The sequence below is a fragment of the Arthrobacter oryzae genome (genome assembly GCF_031454875.1).
GTDB lineage: Bacteria > Actinomycetota > Actinomycetes > Actinomycetales > Micrococcaceae > Arthrobacter > Arthrobacter oryzae_D.
The window spans coordinates 213,998-233,145 of sequence record NZ_JAVDRQ010000001.1; the positions used below are offsets into that span (position 1 = coordinate 213,998).

The 19,148-nt window shown below is 66.1% G+C and carries 17 protein-coding genes; 4 read left to right on the forward strand and 13 right to left on the reverse strand.

Annotated features, from left to right (window positions below; all coding sequences use genetic code 11):
* Positions 1–72: 72 nt before the first annotated feature.
* Genes J2805_RS01010 through J2805_RS01020 form a run of 3 tightly spaced genes read right to left on the reverse strand, consistent with a single transcriptional unit; the run spans position 73 to position 3,559 of the window.
* Entirely contained in the window at positions 73–1,569 is a 1,497-nt protein-coding gene (locus J2805_RS01010) for a bifunctional phosphatase PAP2/diacylglycerol kinase family protein (RefSeq protein WP_309967815.1), read from the reverse strand.
* A 20-nt stretch (positions 1,570–1,589) separates the two neighbouring features.
* Positions 1,590–2,792: an MFS transporter gene (locus tag J2805_RS01015; RefSeq protein ID WP_309967818.1), complete on the reverse strand. Its 1,203-nt coding sequence runs from the start codon at positions 2,790–2,792 to the stop codon at positions 1,590–1,592.
* Positions 2,789–3,559, reverse strand: a complete 771-nt coding sequence (locus tag J2805_RS01020) for a DeoR/GlpR family DNA-binding transcription regulator (protein WP_309967821.1) — start codon at positions 3,557–3,559, stop codon at positions 2,789–2,791. Before J2805_RS01020 ends, J2805_RS01015 begins: the two co-directional genes overlap by 4 nt.
* 69 nt (positions 3,560–3,628) lie before the next feature.
* Between J2805_RS01020 and J2805_RS01025 the strand changes: the two genes are divergently transcribed.
* Entirely contained in the window at positions 3,629–3,973 is a 345-nt protein-coding gene (locus tag J2805_RS01025) for a toxin-antitoxin system YwqK family antitoxin (protein WP_104174585.1), read from the forward strand.
* A gap of 132 nt (positions 3,974–4,105) precedes the next feature.
* Here the strand turns inward: J2805_RS01025 and J2805_RS01030 are convergent, their stop codons facing one another.
* Genes J2805_RS01030 through J2805_RS01045 form a run of 4 tightly spaced genes read right to left on the reverse strand, consistent with a single transcriptional unit; the run spans position 4,106 to position 9,798 of the window.
* Positions 4,106–5,788 carry an ABC-F family ATP-binding cassette domain-containing protein gene (locus J2805_RS01030; protein WP_309967827.1) on the reverse strand — a complete coding sequence of 561 codons (1,683 nt, stop codon included), beginning with the start codon at positions 5,786–5,788 and terminating at the stop codon, positions 4,106–4,108.
* Between the two features lie 48 nt (positions 5,789–5,836).
* Positions 5,837–7,831, reverse strand: coding sequence for a penicillin-binding transpeptidase domain-containing protein (locus J2805_RS01035; RefSeq protein WP_309967830.1), 1,995 nt, complete (start codon positions 7,829–7,831; stop codon positions 5,837–5,839).
* Positions 7,832–7,885: 54 nt separating this feature from the next.
* Positions 7,886–8,542 carry a response regulator transcription factor gene (locus tag J2805_RS01040; protein ID WP_309967833.1) on the reverse strand — a complete coding sequence of 219 codons (657 nt, stop codon included), beginning with the start codon at positions 8,540–8,542 and terminating at the stop codon, positions 7,886–7,888.
* On the reverse strand, positions 8,539–9,798 hold the full coding sequence (locus tag J2805_RS01045; protein ID WP_309969056.1) for a sensor histidine kinase: 1,260 nt from the start codon (positions 9,796–9,798) through the stop codon (positions 8,539–8,541). Before J2805_RS01045 ends, J2805_RS01040 begins: the two co-directional genes overlap by 4 nt.
* Positions 9,799–10,029: 231 nt before the next feature.
* Between J2805_RS01045 and J2805_RS01050 the strand changes: the two genes are divergently transcribed.
* Positions 10,030–11,142, forward strand: a complete 1,113-nt coding sequence (locus J2805_RS01050) for an ABC transporter permease (protein ID WP_309967836.1) — start codon at positions 10,030–10,032, stop codon at positions 11,140–11,142.
* 43 nt (positions 11,143–11,185) lie between these two features.
* Positions 11,186–11,899: an ABC transporter ATP-binding protein gene (locus tag J2805_RS01055; RefSeq protein WP_309969059.1), complete on the forward strand. Its 714-nt coding sequence runs from the start codon at positions 11,186–11,188 to the stop codon at positions 11,897–11,899.
* On the opposite strand, the gene J2805_RS01060 is transcribed toward J2805_RS01055, so the two are convergent.
* Entirely contained in the window at positions 11,860–12,222 is a 363-nt protein-coding gene (locus J2805_RS01060) for a winged helix-turn-helix transcriptional regulator (RefSeq protein WP_309969061.1), read from the reverse strand. The genes J2805_RS01055 and J2805_RS01060 overlap by 40 nt on opposite strands.
* Before the next feature lie 119 nt (positions 12,223–12,341).
* On the opposite strand from J2805_RS01060, the gene J2805_RS01065 reads away from it, so the two are divergent.
* Entirely contained in the window at positions 12,342–12,992 is a 651-nt protein-coding gene (locus J2805_RS01065; RefSeq protein WP_309967839.1) for an NAD(P)-dependent oxidoreductase, read from the forward strand.
* Here J2805_RS01065 and J2805_RS01070 read toward each other — a convergent pair.
* The 5 genes from J2805_RS01070 to J2805_RS01090 form a co-directional block, all read right to left on the reverse strand.
* A complete protein-coding gene (locus J2805_RS01070; protein WP_309967842.1) occupies positions 12,977–14,440 on the reverse strand; it encodes a phytoene desaturase family protein in 1,464 nt (487 codons plus the stop codon). The two genes, J2805_RS01065 and J2805_RS01070, sit on opposite strands and share 16 nt — an antisense overlap.
* The gene (locus tag J2805_RS01075; protein WP_309967845.1) at positions 14,433–15,902 is read right to left on the reverse strand and encodes a glycosyltransferase family 87 protein; all 1,470 of its coding nucleotides are present in this window, start codon (positions 15,900–15,902) and stop codon (positions 14,433–14,435) included. The genes J2805_RS01070 and J2805_RS01075 overlap by 8 nt, the downstream gene beginning before the upstream one ends.
* A gap of 208 nt (positions 15,903–16,110) precedes the next feature.
* On the reverse strand, positions 16,111–16,251 hold the full coding sequence (locus tag J2805_RS01080) for a hypothetical protein (protein WP_309967848.1): 141 nt from the start codon (positions 16,249–16,251) through the stop codon (positions 16,111–16,113).
* A gap of 717 nt (positions 16,252–16,968) precedes the next feature.
* A complete protein-coding gene (locus J2805_RS01085) occupies positions 16,969–17,553 on the reverse strand; it encodes a histidine phosphatase family protein (RefSeq protein WP_309967852.1) in 585 nt (194 codons plus the stop codon).
* Positions 17,554–19,044 (reverse strand): CCA tRNA nucleotidyltransferase, encoded by a 1,491-nt coding sequence (locus tag J2805_RS01090; RefSeq protein WP_309967855.1) that lies wholly within the window; start codon positions 19,042–19,044, stop codon positions 17,554–17,556.
* Between the last annotated feature and the right edge of the window lie 104 nt (positions 19,045–19,148).

Genomic DNA, 19,148 nt, shown 5'->3' on the forward strand with positions numbered 1-19,148 from the left:
GCCGGTCTCAGGGATGATTCAGGGTGGATTCAGGGTAGTCCCAAGGGATGACCCGTGCACCGTCCAAGCGGGCTACTGCTGGGGCGAGTAGTACGTCAGCGCCCCGGGCAGCACGGAGAATTCGACGCGGCGCACGCCGGGCATGGCTTCGCCGTCAACGGCCAGGGCCATCGGCGCAGCCGCGGCCTCCACGGTCACCGACGTTGATTCGCTCAGGTGTGTGATCCGGGACGTGGCCACAGTGCCCGTCAGCACCGACCACAGCAGCCGAACCCGCGCAAACGACTCATCGGCAGTGATCATCCGCAGGTCCAGGACGCCGTCGTCCATCACCGGCCGTATCAGCGGAGCATGGTCGCGGGGATAGTAGCGGCCCCGGCCCACGTAGAGGATCCAGAGCTTGTGGCGGACGCCGTTCACAATCATGGTGGTCGGCGTGCCGGCAGCGAAGGTCCGAAACATGGCCGCGACCCCCGCAAGCGGTTTGCCGAGGGCCGGCTGAAGCTGTTCCCGCCGGCGGACCAGATTAGGGTACAGGCCGATGCTGGCCGTGTTGAGCATGATTCGTTCCAGCTTTTCGGGACTTCCAGCAAGGCCCCGCTCCACCCGCACATGGCCCACATCGGCGCGGGCTGCCGCCCCGTTCGAGGCCGCTTCCACGGCAGCCTCCAGCGAGGATGTTCCTGCGTCGCGGGCAAAGTGGTTCAGGGTCCCGCCGGGAAGGACCAGCAAAGGCAGCGAAAGTTCGACGGCGACGGCGGCGGCCGTCCCGACGGTTCCGTCCCCGCCCCACACACCGAGCGCCGTGACCCCGGGCCGGGCGGCGATCGCCTCGATTTCCGCGGCGATCGCTCCGTCATTGCCGACCTCTTGTATATGCGCAAATGGGAATACATCCTGAAGCGCCTTCATGGTTTCCGGCGCATACGACCCGCCCAGGGTGTTGACAGCGATGCTGAGGCCCTTCCCGCCGGGCAGTTTGGCGGCTTCCTCGATGGTGCGGCTGGTCTCCGGGAAAGGCGGCCGGACGGGCCACCATTTCCGCGTAATCATGGCAGCACCGGCGCCTATGGCCGAGCCGAACAGCACGTCCGAGGGCCAGTGGGCGCCGGTATGCACACGGGAATAGGCGACGCCGGCGGCGAGGGGCGCCAAGGCTGCGCCGATGGCAGGCCGAACCAGCCCGACGCCAACGGCGAAGGCCGCGGCAGACGCAGAATGTCCGGACGGCATCGAGGAACTGGTGGGCTGCGGGTTGACGAACCTGAACACGGGAAGATGCTCGGGTAGCGGCCGGGCGCGCGGAAGGAGCGTCTTGAACACCACGTTGGTGACCGCCGACGCCACTCCCTGGGCAATCAGCCCGTGCAGTGCCGCCCGCCGCGTTTTGCCGGGGATGAGGGCAAGGCCTCCGGCAACCGCGAACCATAGCTTTCCGTGGTTGGCAGACGCCGAGAGCCGCCGGAAAAGAACGTCATGGTTTCCGCCGGGAAGGCCGGAGACGGCCTTCAGTAGCATCCGGTCCATCCCTGCCACCAGGCCCGGGCCCCTCCTCAGCATGCGTCGCATTTCCCCACCCTACCGCCGGGCTACTCGCTGCGGAGCGGCGCGCCCGGCAGCGGTCTGGCGGCTCCGGCCAGGAGCAGAGCCACGAGGATGGGCGCCATGATGGCGAGCAGGGCCAGATGGATGCCCGTGAGGTCACCCAGGTATCCGAGGAGCGGCGGCCCCGCCAGGAATGAGATGTAGCCCAGGGTGGACACCACCGAGACGCGCGCCGCAGCCTTCTTCGGGTCGTCGGCGGCGGCGGACATGCCCATCGGGAAAGCCAGTGCGGCGCCGATTCCCCAGAGGGCAGCACCGGCCGTGGCCAGCCAGATATTGCCCGCCAGGACAAAGAGGCCCAGGCCCGCAGCGGCGGCGGCCATGCTGGCGCGCAGTACGGCAACACGCCCGTATTTGTCGATGACGAAGCCGCCGCAGAACCGCATCGCCGTCATGGCAAGGACAAAGACGGCAAACATCAGGGCACCGGTGGATTCGCTGGTGGCGAGGCCGTCCACCGAGGCCTTTGCGATCCAGTCATTTCCGGCCCCCTCGGTCAGGGTGGCACCGAGGACCACAACGCCGATCAGCAGGGTGCGGCTGTCCCGCCAGGCGGACTGTCCCTTCGGCGCCGCGGTTTCAGGATCGGAGTGGACCTCGGCGGCGATATGGGGCAGGAAGTAGCGGGGCGCAACCATGGTCAGTACGGCCACTATGGCGGCAATGACCAGCAGGTGGGCAGGCAGTCCAATGCCAAGGCCGGAAAGGCCGGCACCGATCAGGGCGCCCACGAAGGCGCCGCCGCTGAAGGCCGCGTGGAACTGCGGCATGATGGTGCGCTTAAGCCGGTGTTCGACGTCGGCCCCTTCGATGTTCTGGGAAACATCCCACAGGCCGATGCCAATGCCGAAGAAGAACAGCGCCGCCGCCGTGCCGGGCACTGACTCGGCCGTCAGCGAGAGGGCGATGCCCACGCCGGCCACAGCAGCCAGGAGCCCGCTGGCCCGCACGGCGTTGGCCGTTCCGATTCTTCCCACTACCCAGCCGGCCGTCGGGAGGGCGATCAGTGAGCCGACCGCAGTGCAGAGCAGCAGTGTTCCCATCTGTCCGGAGGTTACGTGCAGAATCTCGGTGACGGCAGGGATGCGGGCAGCCCAGCTGGCGAACACCAGGCCGTTGATCCCGAAAATCAGGAACGTCGCGGCGGCTGCGGCATTCAGTTTCTGGCTGGAGACGGCGATGCTCATACATTCACTACTTTCACTGAGTGTTTTCCAAGTTGTGTGAGTTCCTGCGGGCTGAAGGTTCTGTCCGTCACGATGACGTCCACCGCGTCCAGGGCTGCCACGAGTGCCACCGCGGCTGCATCCCATTTGGAGTCGGCGCAGGCGGCAATCACCCGGCCGGCGGACTCCAGGCCGGCGCGCTTGACGGCGGCATCATCAAGGTCGTGCGCCAGCAGTCCGTCTTTGAGGTTCACTGCGCAGGGTGTCACCACGGCTGTGTCAAAACGGAGGGAACGGACATTGGCCTCGGCCAGCGGGCCGCGAAAGCACAGCTCGCCCGGGATCAGGCTTCCCCCGGGCACCAGGAGGGCGGGCCGGTGCCCGGCATGGCTTTCCGCGGTCAGCACGTTGAGGGCGCGCAGCGACATGGGCATGAGCGTCAGTTCGCGTTGCCGCAGCTGGCGGGCGATCTCGGTCGCAGTGGTGCCGCTGTCCAGCCAAACGTGTTCCCGGTCCCGGAGCAGGCCCGCCACGCCGGCGGCGATTCGCGCCTTGGCGTCCTGCCCTTCCAGCTCCCGCTGCCCGTAGCCGGGATTTTCGCCGCGGAGCACCAGGCTCCTGGCTCCGCCGTGAACGCGGCGGAGCACGCCGTTGCCGGCCAGGGTATCCAGGTCGCGCCGGATGGTGGCGCCGGAGGCTCCGCACTCCGCCATCAGCTCGTCAACAGTCACCTCTTCACGGCTCCGCAGCAGTTCACCGATCATGCGGTGCCGCTCTTCTGTCCTCATGCTCAAATGCTAGCTGAAATTGATCATTTAATCAGACTCGTGAGCGTTTGGAGGACGTAGTGTTTCCCTATGGCTGAGGAACTCTTCAAGGACGGCAAACTTTCAGGAGCAGGGGACTACCTCGACGGCGAACGCGAGGGCCGTTGGCTCTTCTATTATCGGAACGGACAGCTGAAGGCTGATGCCGGCTATCGCCGCGGTGAACTGGATGGAGACTGCGTCTGGTACCGCGAAGGTGGCGGACTGCTCCAAAAGGGAGCGTTCCGTGAGGGGCAGCAGGACGGTTTCTGGCAGCGGTGGCACAGTACCGGGAACCTCATGGATGAAGGAACGTACGACGCCGGCCGCAAAGTGGGCGAATGGGTCACCTACGCGCCCGACGGCGCGGAGACCAAGCGCAAGACCTTCAAATAATCCGACGCTCTCTCACTTCCTGCAACTAATTCCCCAACCCTCTCTCACTTCCTGCAGGAAAATCGCCAACGCTCACTCACCAAGTGAGCGAGCGTTGGCGTAAAACGTACAGGAAGTGAGAGAGCGTCCCGCTCAGCGGGCGCGCTCCACGCGCTTCTCGTCCCAAACGGGCTCGGTGGATTCGTACACCCTGCCGTCGGATCCGAACACGAGGAAGCGGTCGAAGGTGCGGGCAAACCAGCGGTCGTGCGTCACGGCCAGGACTGTTCCTTCGAAGTGGTCGATGGCGCGTTCCAGCGCCTCGGCCGAGTGCAGGTCCAGGTTGTCCGTCGGCTCGTCGAGCAGGAGCAGTGTTGCACCCGAGAGCTGAAGCAGCAGGATCTGGAACCGCGCCTGCTGCCCGCCGGAAAGGGACTCGTATTTCTGCTCGGACTGCCCTGCCAGCCCGTAGCCGTCCAGGGCGCCTGCTGCGGCTTCGCGGCCCAACCCGGAGCGGTGCTCGTCGCCCCGGTGCAGAATCTCCAGGAGTGTTTTACCGAGGAGGTCCGGCCGGACGTGCGTCTGCGCGAAGAAGCCGGGACGGATGCGGGCGCCGAGTTTTACGGTGCCTTCGTGGGGCACTTCGGCGATGTCGACGTCGGACACCGGCAGGTGCTCGCGTTCCGGGTCGGTGCCGCCGGTGGCGAGCAGGCGCAGGAAGTGGCTCTTGCCGGAACCGTTGGAGCCGAGCACGCCGACGCGGTCCCCGAACCACACCTCGGTGGAGAACGGCTTCATCAGTCCGGTCAGTTCCAGCTTTTCGGCAACGATGGCCCGCTTCGCTGTCCGGCCGCCCTTAAGCCGCATCCGCACGTTCTGCTCGATCGGCAGGGCCTCGGGCGGCCCGGCTTCGAGGAATTTCGCCAGCCGGGTCTGCGCGGCGTGGTACCGGTTCGCCATGTCGGAACGGAATGCGGCCTTGTTCTTGTACATGTTGACAAGTTCCTTGAGCTTTACGTGCTCCTCGTCCCAGCGCTTGCGCAGTTCCTCGAAACGCGCGTTCCGGTCCGCGCGGGCGTCGACATAGGAGCCAAATCCGCCACCGTGGACCCACGCGCCTGCGCCGTTGATGCCCGGTTCGAGCGTGACGATGCGGCCGGCCGCGTTGTTGAGGAGCTCGCGGTCGTGGCTGATGAAGAACACGGTCTTTTTCGACTCGTTGAGCTTGCCCTCCAGCCAGCGCTTGCCCGGGACGTCGAGGTAGTTGTCCGGTTCGTCCAGGAGCAGGAGTTCGTCCGGTCCGGCGAAGAGCGCTTCAAGTACCAGCCGCTTCTGCTCACCGCCGGAGAGGCGCGACGCCGGGCGGTGCTGCGCGCGGTCGAACGGCAGCCCCAGCGCAGCCATGCAGACCTCGTCCCAGACGGTTTCGACGTCGTATCCTCCCGCGTCTCCCCAGTCCACGATCGCTTGGGCGTACTGCATCTGGGTGGGCTCGTCGTCGTGCTCCATCATGGCCAGTTCGGCCTCGTCGACGGCGCGGGCGGCGGCGGCAAGAGCCGGCGGAGCAGCCGAAACCAAGAGGTCGCGAACCGTGGAGTCATCACGGACCTGTCCGACGAACTGGCGCATGATGCCCATGTTGCCGGAGCGCCCGATGACGCCCTCATCAGGAACGAGGTCGCCCGAAATGATCCGGAACAGCGTGGTCTTTCCCGTTCCGTTGGGTCCGATCAGCGCCGTCTTGGTGCCGTCGGGGACCTTGAAGGTCACTCCGTTCAGCAGCTGGGTGCCGTCGGAGAGGAAGTAGTCGATGCCTGAAACGTCAATATGGGCCACACGACCAATCTTCCCATGGCCGCCCCTCGGGGTTTTGGCGGTGCTGCGCTATCCGGCAGCCACCAGGAATTCCTTCAGCAGCGGGCCCGAGGTGGTGGCGCCAAGGCCGCCTTCCTCGACGAAGACGGCAACAGCGAGGTCGCCGTGTACGGCCACGATCCAGGCGTGCGTCTTCGGCGGATTCTCGTTGCCGAATTCGGCGGTGCCCGTCTTGGCGCCCACGGGTTCCCCCGGTACGGAGGAAAGGAATCCTGCGTGGCCGGACGTCACCACTGCACGCATCATGTCAGACAGCGCGGCTGCTTCCGCCGCCGTGACCGGCTTGTCCGCGGTCTTTGCGGGGGCCGGAGCCGTTGAGGTCAACGACGGCGACGCTCCGTCCGCTGTGGGTGTACCGGCGCCCTCCGTGGCGGCAGCGCTGGCGCCCGCTTCTGCGTTCAGCACGAGGGTGGGTGAGACGGGGGAGCCCTTGGCCACGGATCCTGCCATGACGGCGGCTGCCAGCGGGGAGAGGAGCACCTTGCCCTGACCGATCATGGACGCGGCGTGCTCGGTACCTTCGGCTTCGCCCGGGACCGAGCCGAGGAAGGCGGAGGCTCCCAGTCCGGGCGCTTCGACAGCCACTCCCAGGGACGTGGCCGCAGACTCCAGCTGTGCCTGGGTGACGGAATCCCGGGCCGCAATGAAGGCGGTGTTGCAGGAGTGCGCAAACGCGTCGCGCAGGGTGACGGAGCCCAGCGACTCCGCCGGATAGCCTTCGGCGTTTTTGAACGTACGGCCGTCCACGGTGAGCGTGGGCGTGCACTCGACTTTTGAGTCCGGGGTCATGCCGTTGCGGATCATGGCGAGCGAGTCCACCATCTTGAACGTTGAGCCCGGGGCGTACTGGCCCAGCATGGCTGTGTTGTAGCCGTTGCTGCCCGGTCCCGACGCCGCGGCCAGGACCGCGCCGCTGGAGGGTCGCAGGGCCACGATGGCGGACGCCGGACCCACATCGGCGAGGACCTCTTCTGCGAGCTGTTGGAGCTTCGGATCCAGTGTGGTCTTCACGGGCGTTCCCGGCTTGATCTCCACCTGGAACAGCAGCCGGCGGCCTTCGCCGGGCAGCGACTGCTTTTCCTCGGCTGTGAGGCCGGCCTTTTGTGCGAAGACCTGGATACCGTCGGTGCCGCGGAGTTGTGCATCGTACTGTTGCTGAAGCCCGCCGGTGCCGGTGGTGTCACCGGCTTTGAGAGCCCCGCCGGACTTTTCGATCTGTTCGGCGTTCGCCTCGGCTACTGTCCCCAGGAGGGCACGCGCGAAGGTGCGGCTGGGCGCCAGCGGCACTGAGTCCGGGATGGAGCGGGCGCCGGGAATTTCGGAGATCTGTGCGTCCGTAACGGTCCGGCCGTCCTCGCGCAGGGTGATGGCGGTGACGAACGCCTCGGCCCCTGCCGCCTGGACCTGCTGGGTGTAGGCGGCAGGATCCACTCCCACGAGTTGGGCGAGTCTGGCGGCAGAAGCGGCCGGATCCGCGGACGCCAGCAGCGGCTTGTCGATGCCCACATTCACTACCGGCCGGTATGTGACTAGTTTTGCGTCCCCGGCACCCAGGATCTCGGCCCGTTGCGGCGACTGAATCGCTGTGCTCAGGACCTCGCCGTCCGCCAGTTCGGGGACCAGCAGACCCGGTTTCCACACGGTGAGCCACTTGTCGCCGGCCTTCTTCAGCTCGGCGGAAACGGTGTACTTCCAGTCATCGGAACCGATCTTCCAGCTGTAGCTCAGCGGGACCGTTGCGGTGTCCTTCTCCAGTTTCACCTCGCCGCTTTCAACAGCCGGCTTGGCGGGCTCGAGTGCCTGGAACACCTCTTTCAGCTGTCCGTTGGCGGCGGCGGCGTCCTTGCCGTCAAAGGCAACGGAGCCGATATCCATCGCGGCCACAGCGGAAGCGAGCTGCTTCGCGGCGTCCTGCGCCCCGGCACGGCCGTCATCGCAGGCCACCAGCGATCCGCCAATTATTAGTCCGACAAGAGCAAGCGACAGTTTCTGAAAGTTCCCCACCGCGCCATTATGCCCGTTGGCGCGGACAAACTGCTTGTCACACCGTCCCGGCGCTCAGGCGGGGCGAATGATCCGGCGCTGCGTCGCGACGGAAATGGCGGCCGTGCGGTTGTCCACGCCGAGCTTGCCGTAGATGTGGACCAGGTGGGTCTTGACTGTTGCCTCGGAAATGAACAGCTTCCGGGCGATCGCACGGTTCGGCAGTCCCGTGGACAGAAGCTGCAGCAGTTCGATCTCCCGGCCGGACAGTGCCGGTTCGGGGTTCCGGATCCTGCCCATCAGGCGGGCAGCTACCTCGGGAGCCAATGCTGTCCCGCCGGCCGCAGCGGAGAGCACGGCCTGGCGGATGTGCTCGGGTGGCGCGTCCTTGAGCATGTAGCCGCTTGCGCCGGCCTCGACGGCCGCGAGGATATCGGCGTCGGAATCGTAGGTGGTGAGGATCAGCACCGGCGGCGCAGGTGTTCCTGCCGCGCCGGCCTTGATCTTTTCCGTGGCCGTGACACCGTCCATTCCCGCACCCATCTGCAGGTCCATGAGGACCACGTCCACGGGCTCACCGAGGGCCCGAAGCCGGGACAGCTGTGCCAGTGCCGCGGCGCCGCCACCGGCTTCCGCGGCCACGGTGATGCCTTCGAAATCACTCAGCATGGCGCGGAGCCCGGCGCGGACCACCGGGTGGTCGTCCACCAGCAGGATGCGGATTCCGGTCATTGCCGGTCCCCCGATCCTGCGGCAGGGTCCACCAGCGGGAGCCGGATGGCAACCACCGTTCCCTCGCCCGGCCCGGATTCGACGGCGAGCGTCCCGGCCAGCGCCGCCACCCGTTCCCGCAGCGACCGGAGGCCGTACCCTGAACCGTCCTTTCGCTGCGGGTTGTCCCCGGCGGCCGCCGCATCCGGACGGAACCCGACGCCGTCGTCGTAGATGTCCAGGGCCACTTCGGTCCCCATAAAGGACAGCGTTACGACGGCGGTGCTTGCCTTTGCATGCACCCAAACGTTGGCGAGGCTCGCCTGTGCCGCGCGCAGGAGGGTGGTGGAGTACGGGTTGGAGAGCTCAACGGGGTCGCCTTCAAGGTCGAAGCGGCAATGGAGTCCTGCACCGCGGGCTGCCGCCTCGGCTTCGGTCTTTTCGCAAAGCCTGCGGAGGCTGCCCGCCAGGGACATCTGTTCGAGCGCCGGGGATTGCAGACCGCGGACAAAGTTGCGCGCCTCGGCGAGGTTCGCGGACGCCGTCTCCTGCACCGTGCGGAGCCGTTCGCGCGCGGTGGCGGAGTCGCCGTCGTCGAGTGCCTTCTCGGCCGAACGGCCCATCAGCACAATGCTGGAGAAGCCCTGGGCAAGGGTGTCGTGTATTTCGCGTGCCAGCCGCGCCCGCTCGGTCAGCGTTCCGGCATCGTGCTGGCTGCGGGCGAGCTCGCCGCGCGTCCGGCGCAATTCCGCCGCCGCACGCCGCTGGCTTTCCGCCTCGAGATACAGGGCCCGGTACGCGAGCCCCGTAACCACGGCAAAGGCTGCACCGAAAACCGGACCCAGCACCATCGGAACTTCAAGGCCGGCGCCCGCGGGACCCCTGTTGTGGAACGCCAGCGCCACGACAACCAGGACGGTGCACAGCGCGATGACCGGCAGGGCCGCGCGTCGGGGCAGGACGTGCAGCTGCAGGAAGAAGAGCGGGAAGGCCAGCCACACGAAGTCCGCGCTGGCCCAGATCAGCACCAACCACATGACCGAGACCGCACCCAGCCACCACCCCGCATAGGGCCCCGGATCGAATCGTTTGGTGTCGGTGGAGTGGCGCTTCTCCAGGAGCGTTCCGATGAGGTAAACAGCCGCGAGCAGCAGCGAAAGAGCCAAGATGGGCCAGCCGGCCGCGGCCGGACCGGACATCAGCACGCGCGCCATGGCCACCAGGAGCAGACCGGCGAATCCTACGTGGAGACTGACCCGTAGGAGCCGCAGGATCATCGCGGAACCACTGGGTTCACTCTGAATCAACACGTTCCTCGCATCAAGCCAGCGTATCCTCCGGGTCCGCCATTTACGGGCGAAAAGGAAGGGGACGGACGCAGATCAACCTTTTGGTTGACCCGCGGCCCCACCATCCATCCCCGGACCACCAACCGGCCTGCCGATGTGGGGTGTAGCGGGCGGCGGAAGACTGGAAGCAGCCACCAAACCCGCCACGAAAGGAACCCTGTGTTTCTCGCAATTCGCGATCTCCGTTTCGCCAAAGGGCGCTTTGTCCTGATGGCTGCCGTCATCGCCCTGATCACCGTCCTGCTTGTGATGCTTTCGGGGCTGACCGCCGGGCTGGGAAACCAGTCGACCTCGGCGATCGCCGGGCTCCGCGCCGACCAGATCGTGTTCGGTGCACCGGCGGGCACCGCGGCCAGGGAATCGTTCACCGAATCGGAGGTCAGCCGGGAACAACTGGCGGCCTGGTCCGGCCGGGACGGTGTTTCCGGAGTGCAGGCGCTTGGGATCAGCCAGGTCCGGGCGAAGGCGGCCGGGTCAGCCGGTGCGCCCGGCGGCACTGCCAACGTTGCCGTCTTCGGCGGGGGCGACAGCCTGCCCGCGGACCCGTCGGACGGCCTGCTGCCCGCCCGCGCGGAGGACGGAACAGTAATAGTCGGCGAAACTCTCGCCCGGGACCTGCATCTCCGCACCGGCAGCCCCCTGGCGGTCGGCGGCACGGAACTCACCGTTGCAGCCGTCGTCCCGGACCAGTGGTATTCACATACCGGCGTCGTCTGGACGTCGTTGAACGATTGGCGGCACTTGGCGCGTACGGGCGACACGGCCATCGGCACGGTGCTTGCCGTGACGTTCGACGCCGGCGCACGGGTTGACGTTGATGCCGCCAATGCTGCCGCGGGGACAGTCAGCACTACCCGTGAAGGTTCGTTCCAGGCGCTCGGTTCCTTCAAGAGCGAAAACGGATCGCTGATGCTTATGCAGGCGTTCCTGTACGGAATCTCGGCCCTCGTCATCGTCGCGTTCCTGACGGTCTGGACCGTGCAGCGGACCCGGGATATCGCTGTGGTCAAGGCGATGGGCGGGTCGTCGGGCTACGTGCTGCGGGATGCCATGGTGCAGGCAGCCATAGTGCTGGCCGCGGGAACCCTTGCCGGGGGCGGGTTGGGCCTGCTCGGCGGATTCCTTGCGGCGCAGGCAGCACCGTTCCTCCTCACCCCGGCCACTACGTTGCTGCCCGTTGCCGGCATCCTGCTCCTGGGGCTGGCTGGCGCGGCGATGGCCGTCCGCGGTGTCACACGTGTGGATCCCCTGCTCGCCCTGGGTGGAAACTGACTCCGTGCTCAACAACTCATACATTCCTCGAAGGGAATACTCATTGGACACCGCGCTCAACCTCATCAACATCACCCTCGAGTACCCGGACGGAGACAGCACGCTCAAGGCACTGGACCAGGTAAGCCTCGCAGTCGGCGCCGGTGAGTTCCTGGCCTTGGTGGGCCCCTCGGGCTCCGGAAAGTCCTCCCTGCTGTCCGTCGCCGCGGCGCTCATCCGTCCCACCTCAGGCGTGGTGACCATTGCCGGCCAGGAAGCGACGGACTTGCGGGACGAGGGGCTTACGGCGCTGCGGAGGGAGAAAGTGGGCATTATTTTCCAGCAACCCAATCTCCTGGCATCCCTGACGGCAGTCGACCAACTCCTCCTGGCGGACCATCTGCGGGGGAAGCCGCTGGCCGCCGCGCGCAGGAGGGCCGCGGAGCTCCTGGAGGTCGTCGGGCTGGGCGACGTCGCGGGGAAACGTCCGCATCAGCTCTCCGGCGGTCAGCGCCAGCGTGTGAACATTGCGCGCGCGCTGATGGGACGCCCCGCCGTGCTTCTCGTGGACGAACCGACGGCTGCCCTGGACCACGCGCGGAGCGGAGAAATTGTCGGGCTCCTGCGAGAGGTCACGGACGAATTCCGTGTGGCTACCGTGATGGTCACCCACGACACCGAGTTCGTGCCGCTGACCGATGCCGTGGCCACCATGCGGGACGGGCGGATCTCAGCCCGTCAGCCCTCCGGCAGCGTCCCGTCGCGGGCGTCATCGTAGGCGTCCCTGGCGTCCAGGATGCTCGGAACGTTTGACTCGGCCCAGTCACGGAGGACAGTCAGGGGACCCAAAAGCGATTCCCCCAGGGCGGTCAGTTGGTAGTCGACCCGCGGGGGGACCTGGGCAAACACTGTCCGGGTGATCAGTCCGTCCCTTTCCAGCGTCCTCAGGGTCTGGGTCAGGACTTTGGGCGTGATGACGTGAACGTGCTTGCGAAGTTCGGAGAAGCGGACGGGACCGTCGGCCAGCACCTGGACCACCAGCGACGCCCATTTGTCTCCGATGCGCTGGAAAACGACGCGGGATGGGCACAGCGGATCCATGATGTCGGCACTTGGCCCGGGGCCGGGCAGCAGGGTCTCCAATCAGTACCTCATTTCCTGGCAATCATCGGTATCCTATAGATACTAAGGGGTCCTGCGGTGCCTGTGCTAGGAGCGCTATGAAAATCGCGGTGTACGGTGCCACCGGGATGGTGGGCGGCCAGATCGTCAAGGAGTCGCTACGGAGGGGGCACGACGTAACGGCAGTCTCACGGACGGGCGCCCCGGTCCGGGGGGCCACGGCATGCAGCGCCGAACTGGCAGATGTCCGCATGTTCGCCAACATAGCAGGAGATCACGACGCCGTTGTGCTGGCGACGGTGCCAAGCCGCACCGGCAGCGACCACGGCGAATGGCTTGCGGCCATGACGGCGGCCTTTGGCCACGCCGGCGATACGCGGCTGCTGGTGGTGGGCGGAGCAGGATCGCTCGAGGTCAATGGCATCCGGTTATGTGATTCCCCCGATTACCCTGAGCCTTACCGGTCGGAAGCGCGCACCATGGCCGCCGCCTACGACGAGATCCAGTCAGCGCCGGAGACCCTCGACTGGACCATGGTGGCCCCTGCTCCAGTCATGCAGCCTGGAGCCCGGACCGGCACCTACACCACGGCTTCGGATTCGCCCGCGGGCCCGTCCATCTCAACGCAGGATTTCGCCGTGGCCCTGCTGGACGAACTGGAGACTCCCTCCCATCACCGCGCCCGCTTTACGGTGGCTAATCCTGAAGGCATCAAGGCGTGGGGTGCCCTGGACTATCCCGCCTCGTAGCCGGAAGGCTGAAGGCCCAGAGTGGGAGGCACCAGGCCGAATATGTCCTTGAGCGCATATTTGGCGGCATGGAAGCCGGGCATCCCGGTCACACCGGGACCGGGCGGGGTCGAAGAGGAACACAAGTACACCCCGGCCAGGGGCGTGCGCCACGGCACGGGGCTTATCACCGGCCGCTGAATAAGCCCCCGGAGATCCATGAGTCCGGCGGCGAAATCTCCGCCGACGTAATTCTCGTTGTACTCCGCGAGCCCGGCGGCGGTTGTCACGTGGACTTGGACCACAAGGTCCCTGAATCCCGGTGCGAACCGCTCCAGCTGGGCCGACACGGCCTCCGCCATATCGACGGTTGAACCCGCCGGGACGTGGCAGTAGGTCCACAGAATATGCCGCCCCTCCGGAGCGCGGGAGGCGTCAAACCCTGACGGCTGGGACACCAGGACATACGGCCGGTCCGGGTGCTTTCCGGCAGCCACAAGGTTTTCGGCCTCGGCCATCTCCGCGCGCGAGCCGCCCACATGGACTGTTCCGGCGTCGGCCAGTTCGGCGGCCTGCCACGGGACAGGCCCGGACAGGATGAAGTCCACCTTGCACGCCGCGTTGCCGAAGCGGTAGGACTCCAGCTGCCGGCGGTACCCGGCAGGCAAGCCGTCAGCGGCGAGCCCGAGCAGTGCCGGCGGCGCGATGTCGAGGAGCGTTGCCTTGGCCGCCGGCAGCTCCGCCAGGGAACCGATCCGCCGCCCGGTTTCGACCGTCCCGCCGTGGGCTTCAATGTCCCGGATCATGGCACCGGCGATCGATGCGGAGCCGCCCACGGGTATGGGCCAGCCCTGCGCGTGGGCAAGCGTGCCGAGCATCAGCCCGGCCCCTGAGGGCGCCAGGGACGGCAACCGTCCCACGGAGTGCGCGGCAACCCCGGTCAGGAGCGCCGGCGCCAGATCCTCCCGGAACCTGGCGCCCCAAGCCGGCGACCCCTGCTCGAGTGTCCGCAGCCCGAAGAGGACCGCTGCGATCGGATCGTGCGGGATCCGCAGGAGCTGGTTGAGGGTGAAGTCGGCAATACCGTGAGCCCGCCGCACAAGGGGGGCCATCAGGCGGCGGTACGCGGGACCATCGCGCCCCAGTCCCGCAACTGTCCGGTCCAGGGAGTGGTACGCCAGGGCTGCCCGGCCGCCGTCCAAAGGCGATCCGAAGGAAAGCTCGGGCGTGATGAGGTCGACGCGTCGGGACAGCTCGAAAGCACGGAAAAACGGGGACGCGAGGGCCATGGGCTGCACAGCGGAACAAATGTCATGCAGGTGGCCCGGCTGCATCAGCTCGGAGGTCCGGAGCCCGCCGCCCGGCGTGCCTGCTGCTTCGTACACGTGCACCTGGAGGCCGGCGCGTGCCATGGTCACCGCAGCGGCGAGCCCGTTGGGTCCGGAACCGACGACGACGACGTCAGGCATTGCTGGCCGCCCGCCGCCAGGGGAGGACCGAGGCCGCGGGATCTCCCGGGTTCAACCGCAGCCAGTCCCGGGCGCCGTCGAACGGGCCGCCCTGGGGATCGTCCAAAGCATGGCGACGGATGACGTCATAGCCCGGGTCCCAAATGTCCCATGCCACGCGGACCATAAGGTAGGCCGTGGCAATCATGTGCAGGGCCACCGCCAACACGTAATACGGCATATCGATATTGTGCTGGGTCGGGCCGCCGCTGGTCACCTGCCCCAGGTACATCCAGACGGCCGCCCAGTGCAGTCCTTCTATCCCTTGCCAGATGAGGAAGTCCCGCCAGCGCGGGCGGGCCAGCGCCAGCAGGGGGATCAGCCAGATGACGAACTGGGGTGAGTACACCTTGTTGGTCAGGATAAAGGCAGCCACGATCAGGAAGGCCAGCTGTGCCAGCCGGGGGCGGCGGGGTGCCGTCAGGGCCAGGGCTGCGATGAGCACGCAGCTGATGAGGAAGAGGTTAAGGGCGAGTGAGTTGATCGCCTCCGGACCCATGACCGGCCATTGCAGGCGTCCGGCCACGAGGTTGTAGGCGAACCAGGGGGAGCTGTAGCCGGCGGGGCGGTCCTCCGTGAATTGGTAGAAGTACTTCCAGCCGGAGGGGTTCATGGCGGCTATGGGGATGTTGACCGCGAGCCAGGCCGCTGCTGCTGCGGCAGCGGTGACCAGGAGCGGGCGGATCTTCCCCGTGCGAAGGGTCAGCAGGAGGATGGCACCGAAAACCAGGACCGGATACAGCTTGGTGGCCGTGCCCAGGCCGATGAGGATGCCGGCGAGCACCAGCCGGTCCCGCGAGAAAAAGTACATGCCGACCGCCAGGAGTCCAACGGCCCACATGTCCCAGTTGATCACTCCGGCGAGGATGATTCCCGGTGCAACGGCAACCATGGCTGCGTCCCACGGCCGGCGACGGCTCATGCGCGCGGTGGCCAGGACAGTGACGATCCAGACGGCGGCGATCAGTGTGGCGTTGACGTCGAAGTAGCCGAGGATGCGCGCGTCCGTGGCACCCTGTCCGGGAACCAACATGGCTGTCAGTCCGGCGATGACGCCCATCAGGACGGGATATTCGAAGAAGCTGCCCTCGCTGAAAAAGGGAAAGGTGCCGTCTCCCAGTCCGCGGTTCCGGAAGAGTTCCGGAAAGTCCGAGTAGCAGGTGGAATAGAACTGGGACGGCGACTCCCAGCCGTTTACCCGACAGTAGTTCTTGACCATGACGCTCACCAGTGCGGCAAGCACGGTGAGGATGATGAGGACGCGTTCAACAGTGAAAATTCCGGGTGAGACGATGCCCGGTGCGGCCCGGTGACCCATGGGGCCGCCGATCAGCTCCGTGAAGTTCCTGAGCAGGAGGTCGCTTCGGCTCGGAATAACCAGGCGGGACCGTTTTCGGTGCGCCGGCGGCATTGTCTCCTGCATTCCTCGAGCTTACCTGCGCTCCAGCGGGATCAGGGTCCGCCAAGTCGGCCCGCCCGGGGGGAGCGGCGCGGGGGCGGCGCGGGCAAACAAAAAGCCCACGCGTCCCCGCGTGGGCTTTTTGTGCATGGATATCGGGAGCCATCAGGTCCTCCTGGTTGTTCCGTTCCCGGCTGTAGCCCGGGGAGTTCAGAAAACGAAGGGTCCTGCCTTAGCGGATGACGCCCATTTGGTGCAGTACGACGTATACGTCTTCACGCTTCTGGTCGAGGAGCTGGCCGTCAAACAGCGTCTTGTCCTTCAGGGCAGGCTGCCAGCCAAGGCGCAGAACGCTCCGGAGTCTTTTCATCATGGTTACCTCCTCCCGGGGTTTGTTTCGCCGGCGTTGGGTGCGGCGGGATTGGGCGCGGTGGGATGGAACCGGGCGGGACGGGGCAGGGCGCTTGGCCTCGACCGTACTGACAGGAGTGCTCACGCTGGATCCTTTGTTTGAGCTGATTAGCAAAAATGGCTGAAATTGGACATGGCAATTAGAGCCAGATAATCGGAAAATTAATGGCTGAATAAAGGCACGGAAATGCCCGTGAATATGTCCGCACGAAAATGCAGAACAAATGGTGTGGTTTTCGCGATGCGAAAGATGGCCCCTGGATACAGTTACGCCGCAGTCCCCAACAAGAAGCTGGGTTCCGAACTATGGGGTGTTGCGTAACCGCATGGGCCCGCGTGGACGGCTGACTGTCGCACGGCTTCCTGTGTCAGGAAGCCGGTACCAGGATTCCGGCCGCAAAGCCGGAGTCAGCGGGTCAGGAGCCGAGCAGTCCGTGATGTGGGCGCGAGTCAGCAACAGAGGCCGGGGACGCGGTGATGGTCATCTTCCATCCGCTAGTCAAAGTAATCATTTTTCCCAACCTCCTTTTCTGCTATGCCGTTGCTCAGTTGACTAACCGAACAACGCGCGCCGATGACCCTGGCAGGACGCACTGGAGTCAGAAATAAAATTACACTAAGCTCAGGGCTTTTGCCTACTGAATTCAGAAAATTCTCAGAAATATTTGATAAATCGTCTTTATAGTCCCCAGCGGACCACGGCGGGGGTCTTCTTATCCCATCCCAGCGTGCAGACTTTTGCGGTGCCGAGGATGAAGTGCCGGCCTTCCTGGGGGTCCAGTCCGAGCCAGCGCGCAGTCAGGATCCGGGAGAAGTGTCCGTGGGCCACAATGAGCACGTTGTCGAGCCCGGACTCCAGCACTCGGGCCACGATCTTGTCCGCCCGCGCTGCCACTTCCTCCAGGGCTTCGCCGTTGGGAACACCGTGGGTCCAGATCAGGTACTCCGGATTGTCCTTGCGGATCAGGTCCGAGCTGATGCCTTCGTAGTCGCCGTAGTTCCACTCCACCGCAAGGGGTTCCTGTTCGGCGTCGGGGAAGCCTGCCAGTTCCGCCGTCCGGCGCGCCCGGCGCAGCGGCGACGTCAGCACGAGGTCGAAGTCGACGCTATCGAGGACCTTCCGTGCCTCCACCGCCTGCTGCTCGCCCTCCACTGTCAGGGGAAGGTCGGTAAGTCCGGTGTACTGGCCGCTCTTTGACCATTCGGTTTCGCCGTGGCGCAGGATCCAGAGCTGGGGGCGGGCAGTGCTGTTGAGTGACGTCACTTATGACTCCTCGGTAGTGGAAAGGTCGACGCCGGTGGCCGGCTCGTGTTGGGCGGCTTCAGGCTGGTCCGCCCACCACTCACGCAGCTTTGCCTCGGCTACGGCGGCATCGAGCGGGCCGTGCTCCATTCGCTGTTCAAGCAGGAACTTGTAGGCCCTGCCCACCACGGGCCCGGGCTTCAGGCCAAGCAAGGCCATGATCTGGCCGCCGTCGAGGTCGGGCCGGACAGCCTCCAGGGATTCCTGTTCCCGCAGCGCCGCGATGCGCGCTTCAAGGTCGTCGTAGGCAAAGGAGAGCCGGTCCGCCTTGCGCTGGTTGCGGGTTGTCACGTCGGAGCGCGTGAGCAGGTGCAGTCGGTCCAAAAGGGGACCGGCGTCAGTAACGTAGCGGCGAACGGCGGAGTCGCTCCAGCCGGCCTCCCCGTAGCCGTAGAAGCGCATGTGCAGCTCGACCAGCCGTGCCACTGCCTTCGTGGTGTCGTTGTCGAAGCGGAGGGCTTTCATCCGCTTCTTGGTCAGTTTCGAGCCCACCATGTCGTGGTGGCGGAAACTCACCGCACCGCCCGGCTCAAAGCGGCGCGTAGCCGGCTTGCCGACGTCGTGCATCAGTGCCGCAAACCGCAGCACAAAATCCGGGCCGGGTACGGGGCCGTCAGCGTCGGTCTCCATCCCTGCGGCCTGCTCCAGAACCTGGAGGGAATGCTGGTAGACGTCCTTGTGCCGGTGGTGCTCGTCGGCCTCCAGCCGCAGGGCGGACACTTCCGGCAGGACGAATTCGGCCAGGCCGGTGTCCACCAGCAGGTCAATGCCAACACGGGGATGCGATCCGCAGATGAGCTTGACCAGCTCCTCGCGGACGCGCTCGGCTGAAATGATGGTGATCCGCTCCGCCATCTGCGTCATCGCCTGCTTGACGTCGTCGCGGACCGCCACGCCGAGCTGGGAGGCAAAGCGGGCCGCCCGCATCATGCGCAGCGGGTCATCGGAAAAGGATGTCTCCGGCGCGCCCGGAGTGGCCAGCACGGAGGCGTGGAGGTCGCGGACACCGCCGAAGGGGTCCACCAGTTCCATCGCGGGCAGGCGCAGCGCCATGGCATTGATGGTGAAGTCCCGGCGCAGGAGGTCATCCGTCAGCGAGGAGCCGAACGCCACGGCGGGCTTTCGCGACTCCGGATCGTAGGCGTCGGCCCGGTAGGTGGTGATCTCAATCTGGAAACCGGACTTCCGCATTCCGATGGTGCCGAATGCCCGTCCGATCTCCCAGAAGTTGTCCGCCCACTTGCGAATCAGCGCCAGGGTCTGGTCCGGTGTGGCGTCCGTGGTGAAGTCGAGGTCGGGGGATCGCCTGCCCAGGAAGAGGTCACGCACGGGGCCGCCCACCAGCGACAGTTCATGCCCGGCGTCGACGAAGCGCTGCCCGAGCTCCAGGACCACCGGGTCCACTTGGAATTCGACGGTGTGGGAGTCGGACTTTTGATGTGCGTGCGCCATAGTTTCTTAAGCTTGTCAGAAAACCACGCCAACAAGCACCAATAGAGGTCGCCGAACCACGCCGTTACGCCGCGGGTTCCGGAAACTGCGTCACACGCAGTCCA

Bases quoted from the DNA above. Each gene is read 5' to 3' on its own strand.
- J2805_RS01010 (WP_309967815.1), bottom strand. From the start codon at position 1,569: ATGCGACGCATGCTGAGGAGGGGCCCGGGCCTGGTGGCAGGGATGGAC.
- J2805_RS01015 (WP_309967818.1), bottom strand. From the start codon at position 2,792: ATGAGCATCGCCGTCTCCAGCCAGAAACTGAATGCCGCAGCCGCCGCG.
- J2805_RS01020 (WP_309967821.1), bottom strand. From the start codon at position 3,559: ATGAGGACAGAAGAGCGGCACCGCATGATCGGTGAACTGCTGCGGAGC.
- J2805_RS01025 (WP_104174585.1), top strand. From the start codon at position 3,629: ATGGCTGAGGAACTCTTCAAGGACGGCAAACTTTCAGGAGCAGGGGAC.
- J2805_RS01040 (WP_309967833.1), bottom strand. From the start codon at position 8,542: ATGACCGGAATCCGCATCCTGCTGGTGGACGACCACCCGGTGGTCCGC.
- J2805_RS01045 (WP_309969056.1), bottom strand. From the start codon at position 9,798: ATGATCCTGCGGCTCCTACGGGTCAGTCTCCACGTAGGATTCGCCGGT.
- J2805_RS01060 (WP_309969061.1), bottom strand. From the start codon at position 12,222: ATGGATCCGCTGTGCCCATCCCGCGTCGTTTTCCAGCGCATCGGAGAC.
- J2805_RS01065 (WP_309967839.1), top strand. From the start codon at position 12,342: ATGAAAATCGCGGTGTACGGTGCCACCGGGATGGTGGGCGGCCAGATC.
- J2805_RS01070 (WP_309967842.1), bottom strand. From the start codon at position 14,440: ATGCCTGACGTCGTCGTCGTCGGTTCCGGACCCAACGGGCTCGCCGCT.
- J2805_RS01075 (WP_309967845.1), bottom strand. From the start codon at position 15,902: ATGCAGGAGACAATGCCGCCGGCGCACCGAAAACGGTCCCGCCTGGTT.
- J2805_RS01080 (WP_309967848.1), bottom strand. From the start codon at position 16,251: ATGATGAAAAGACTCCGGAGCGTTCTGCGCCTTGGCTGGCAGCCTGCC.
- J2805_RS01090 (WP_309967855.1), bottom strand. From the start codon at position 19,044: ATGGCGCACGCACATCAAAAGTCCGACTCCCACACCGTCGAATTCCAA.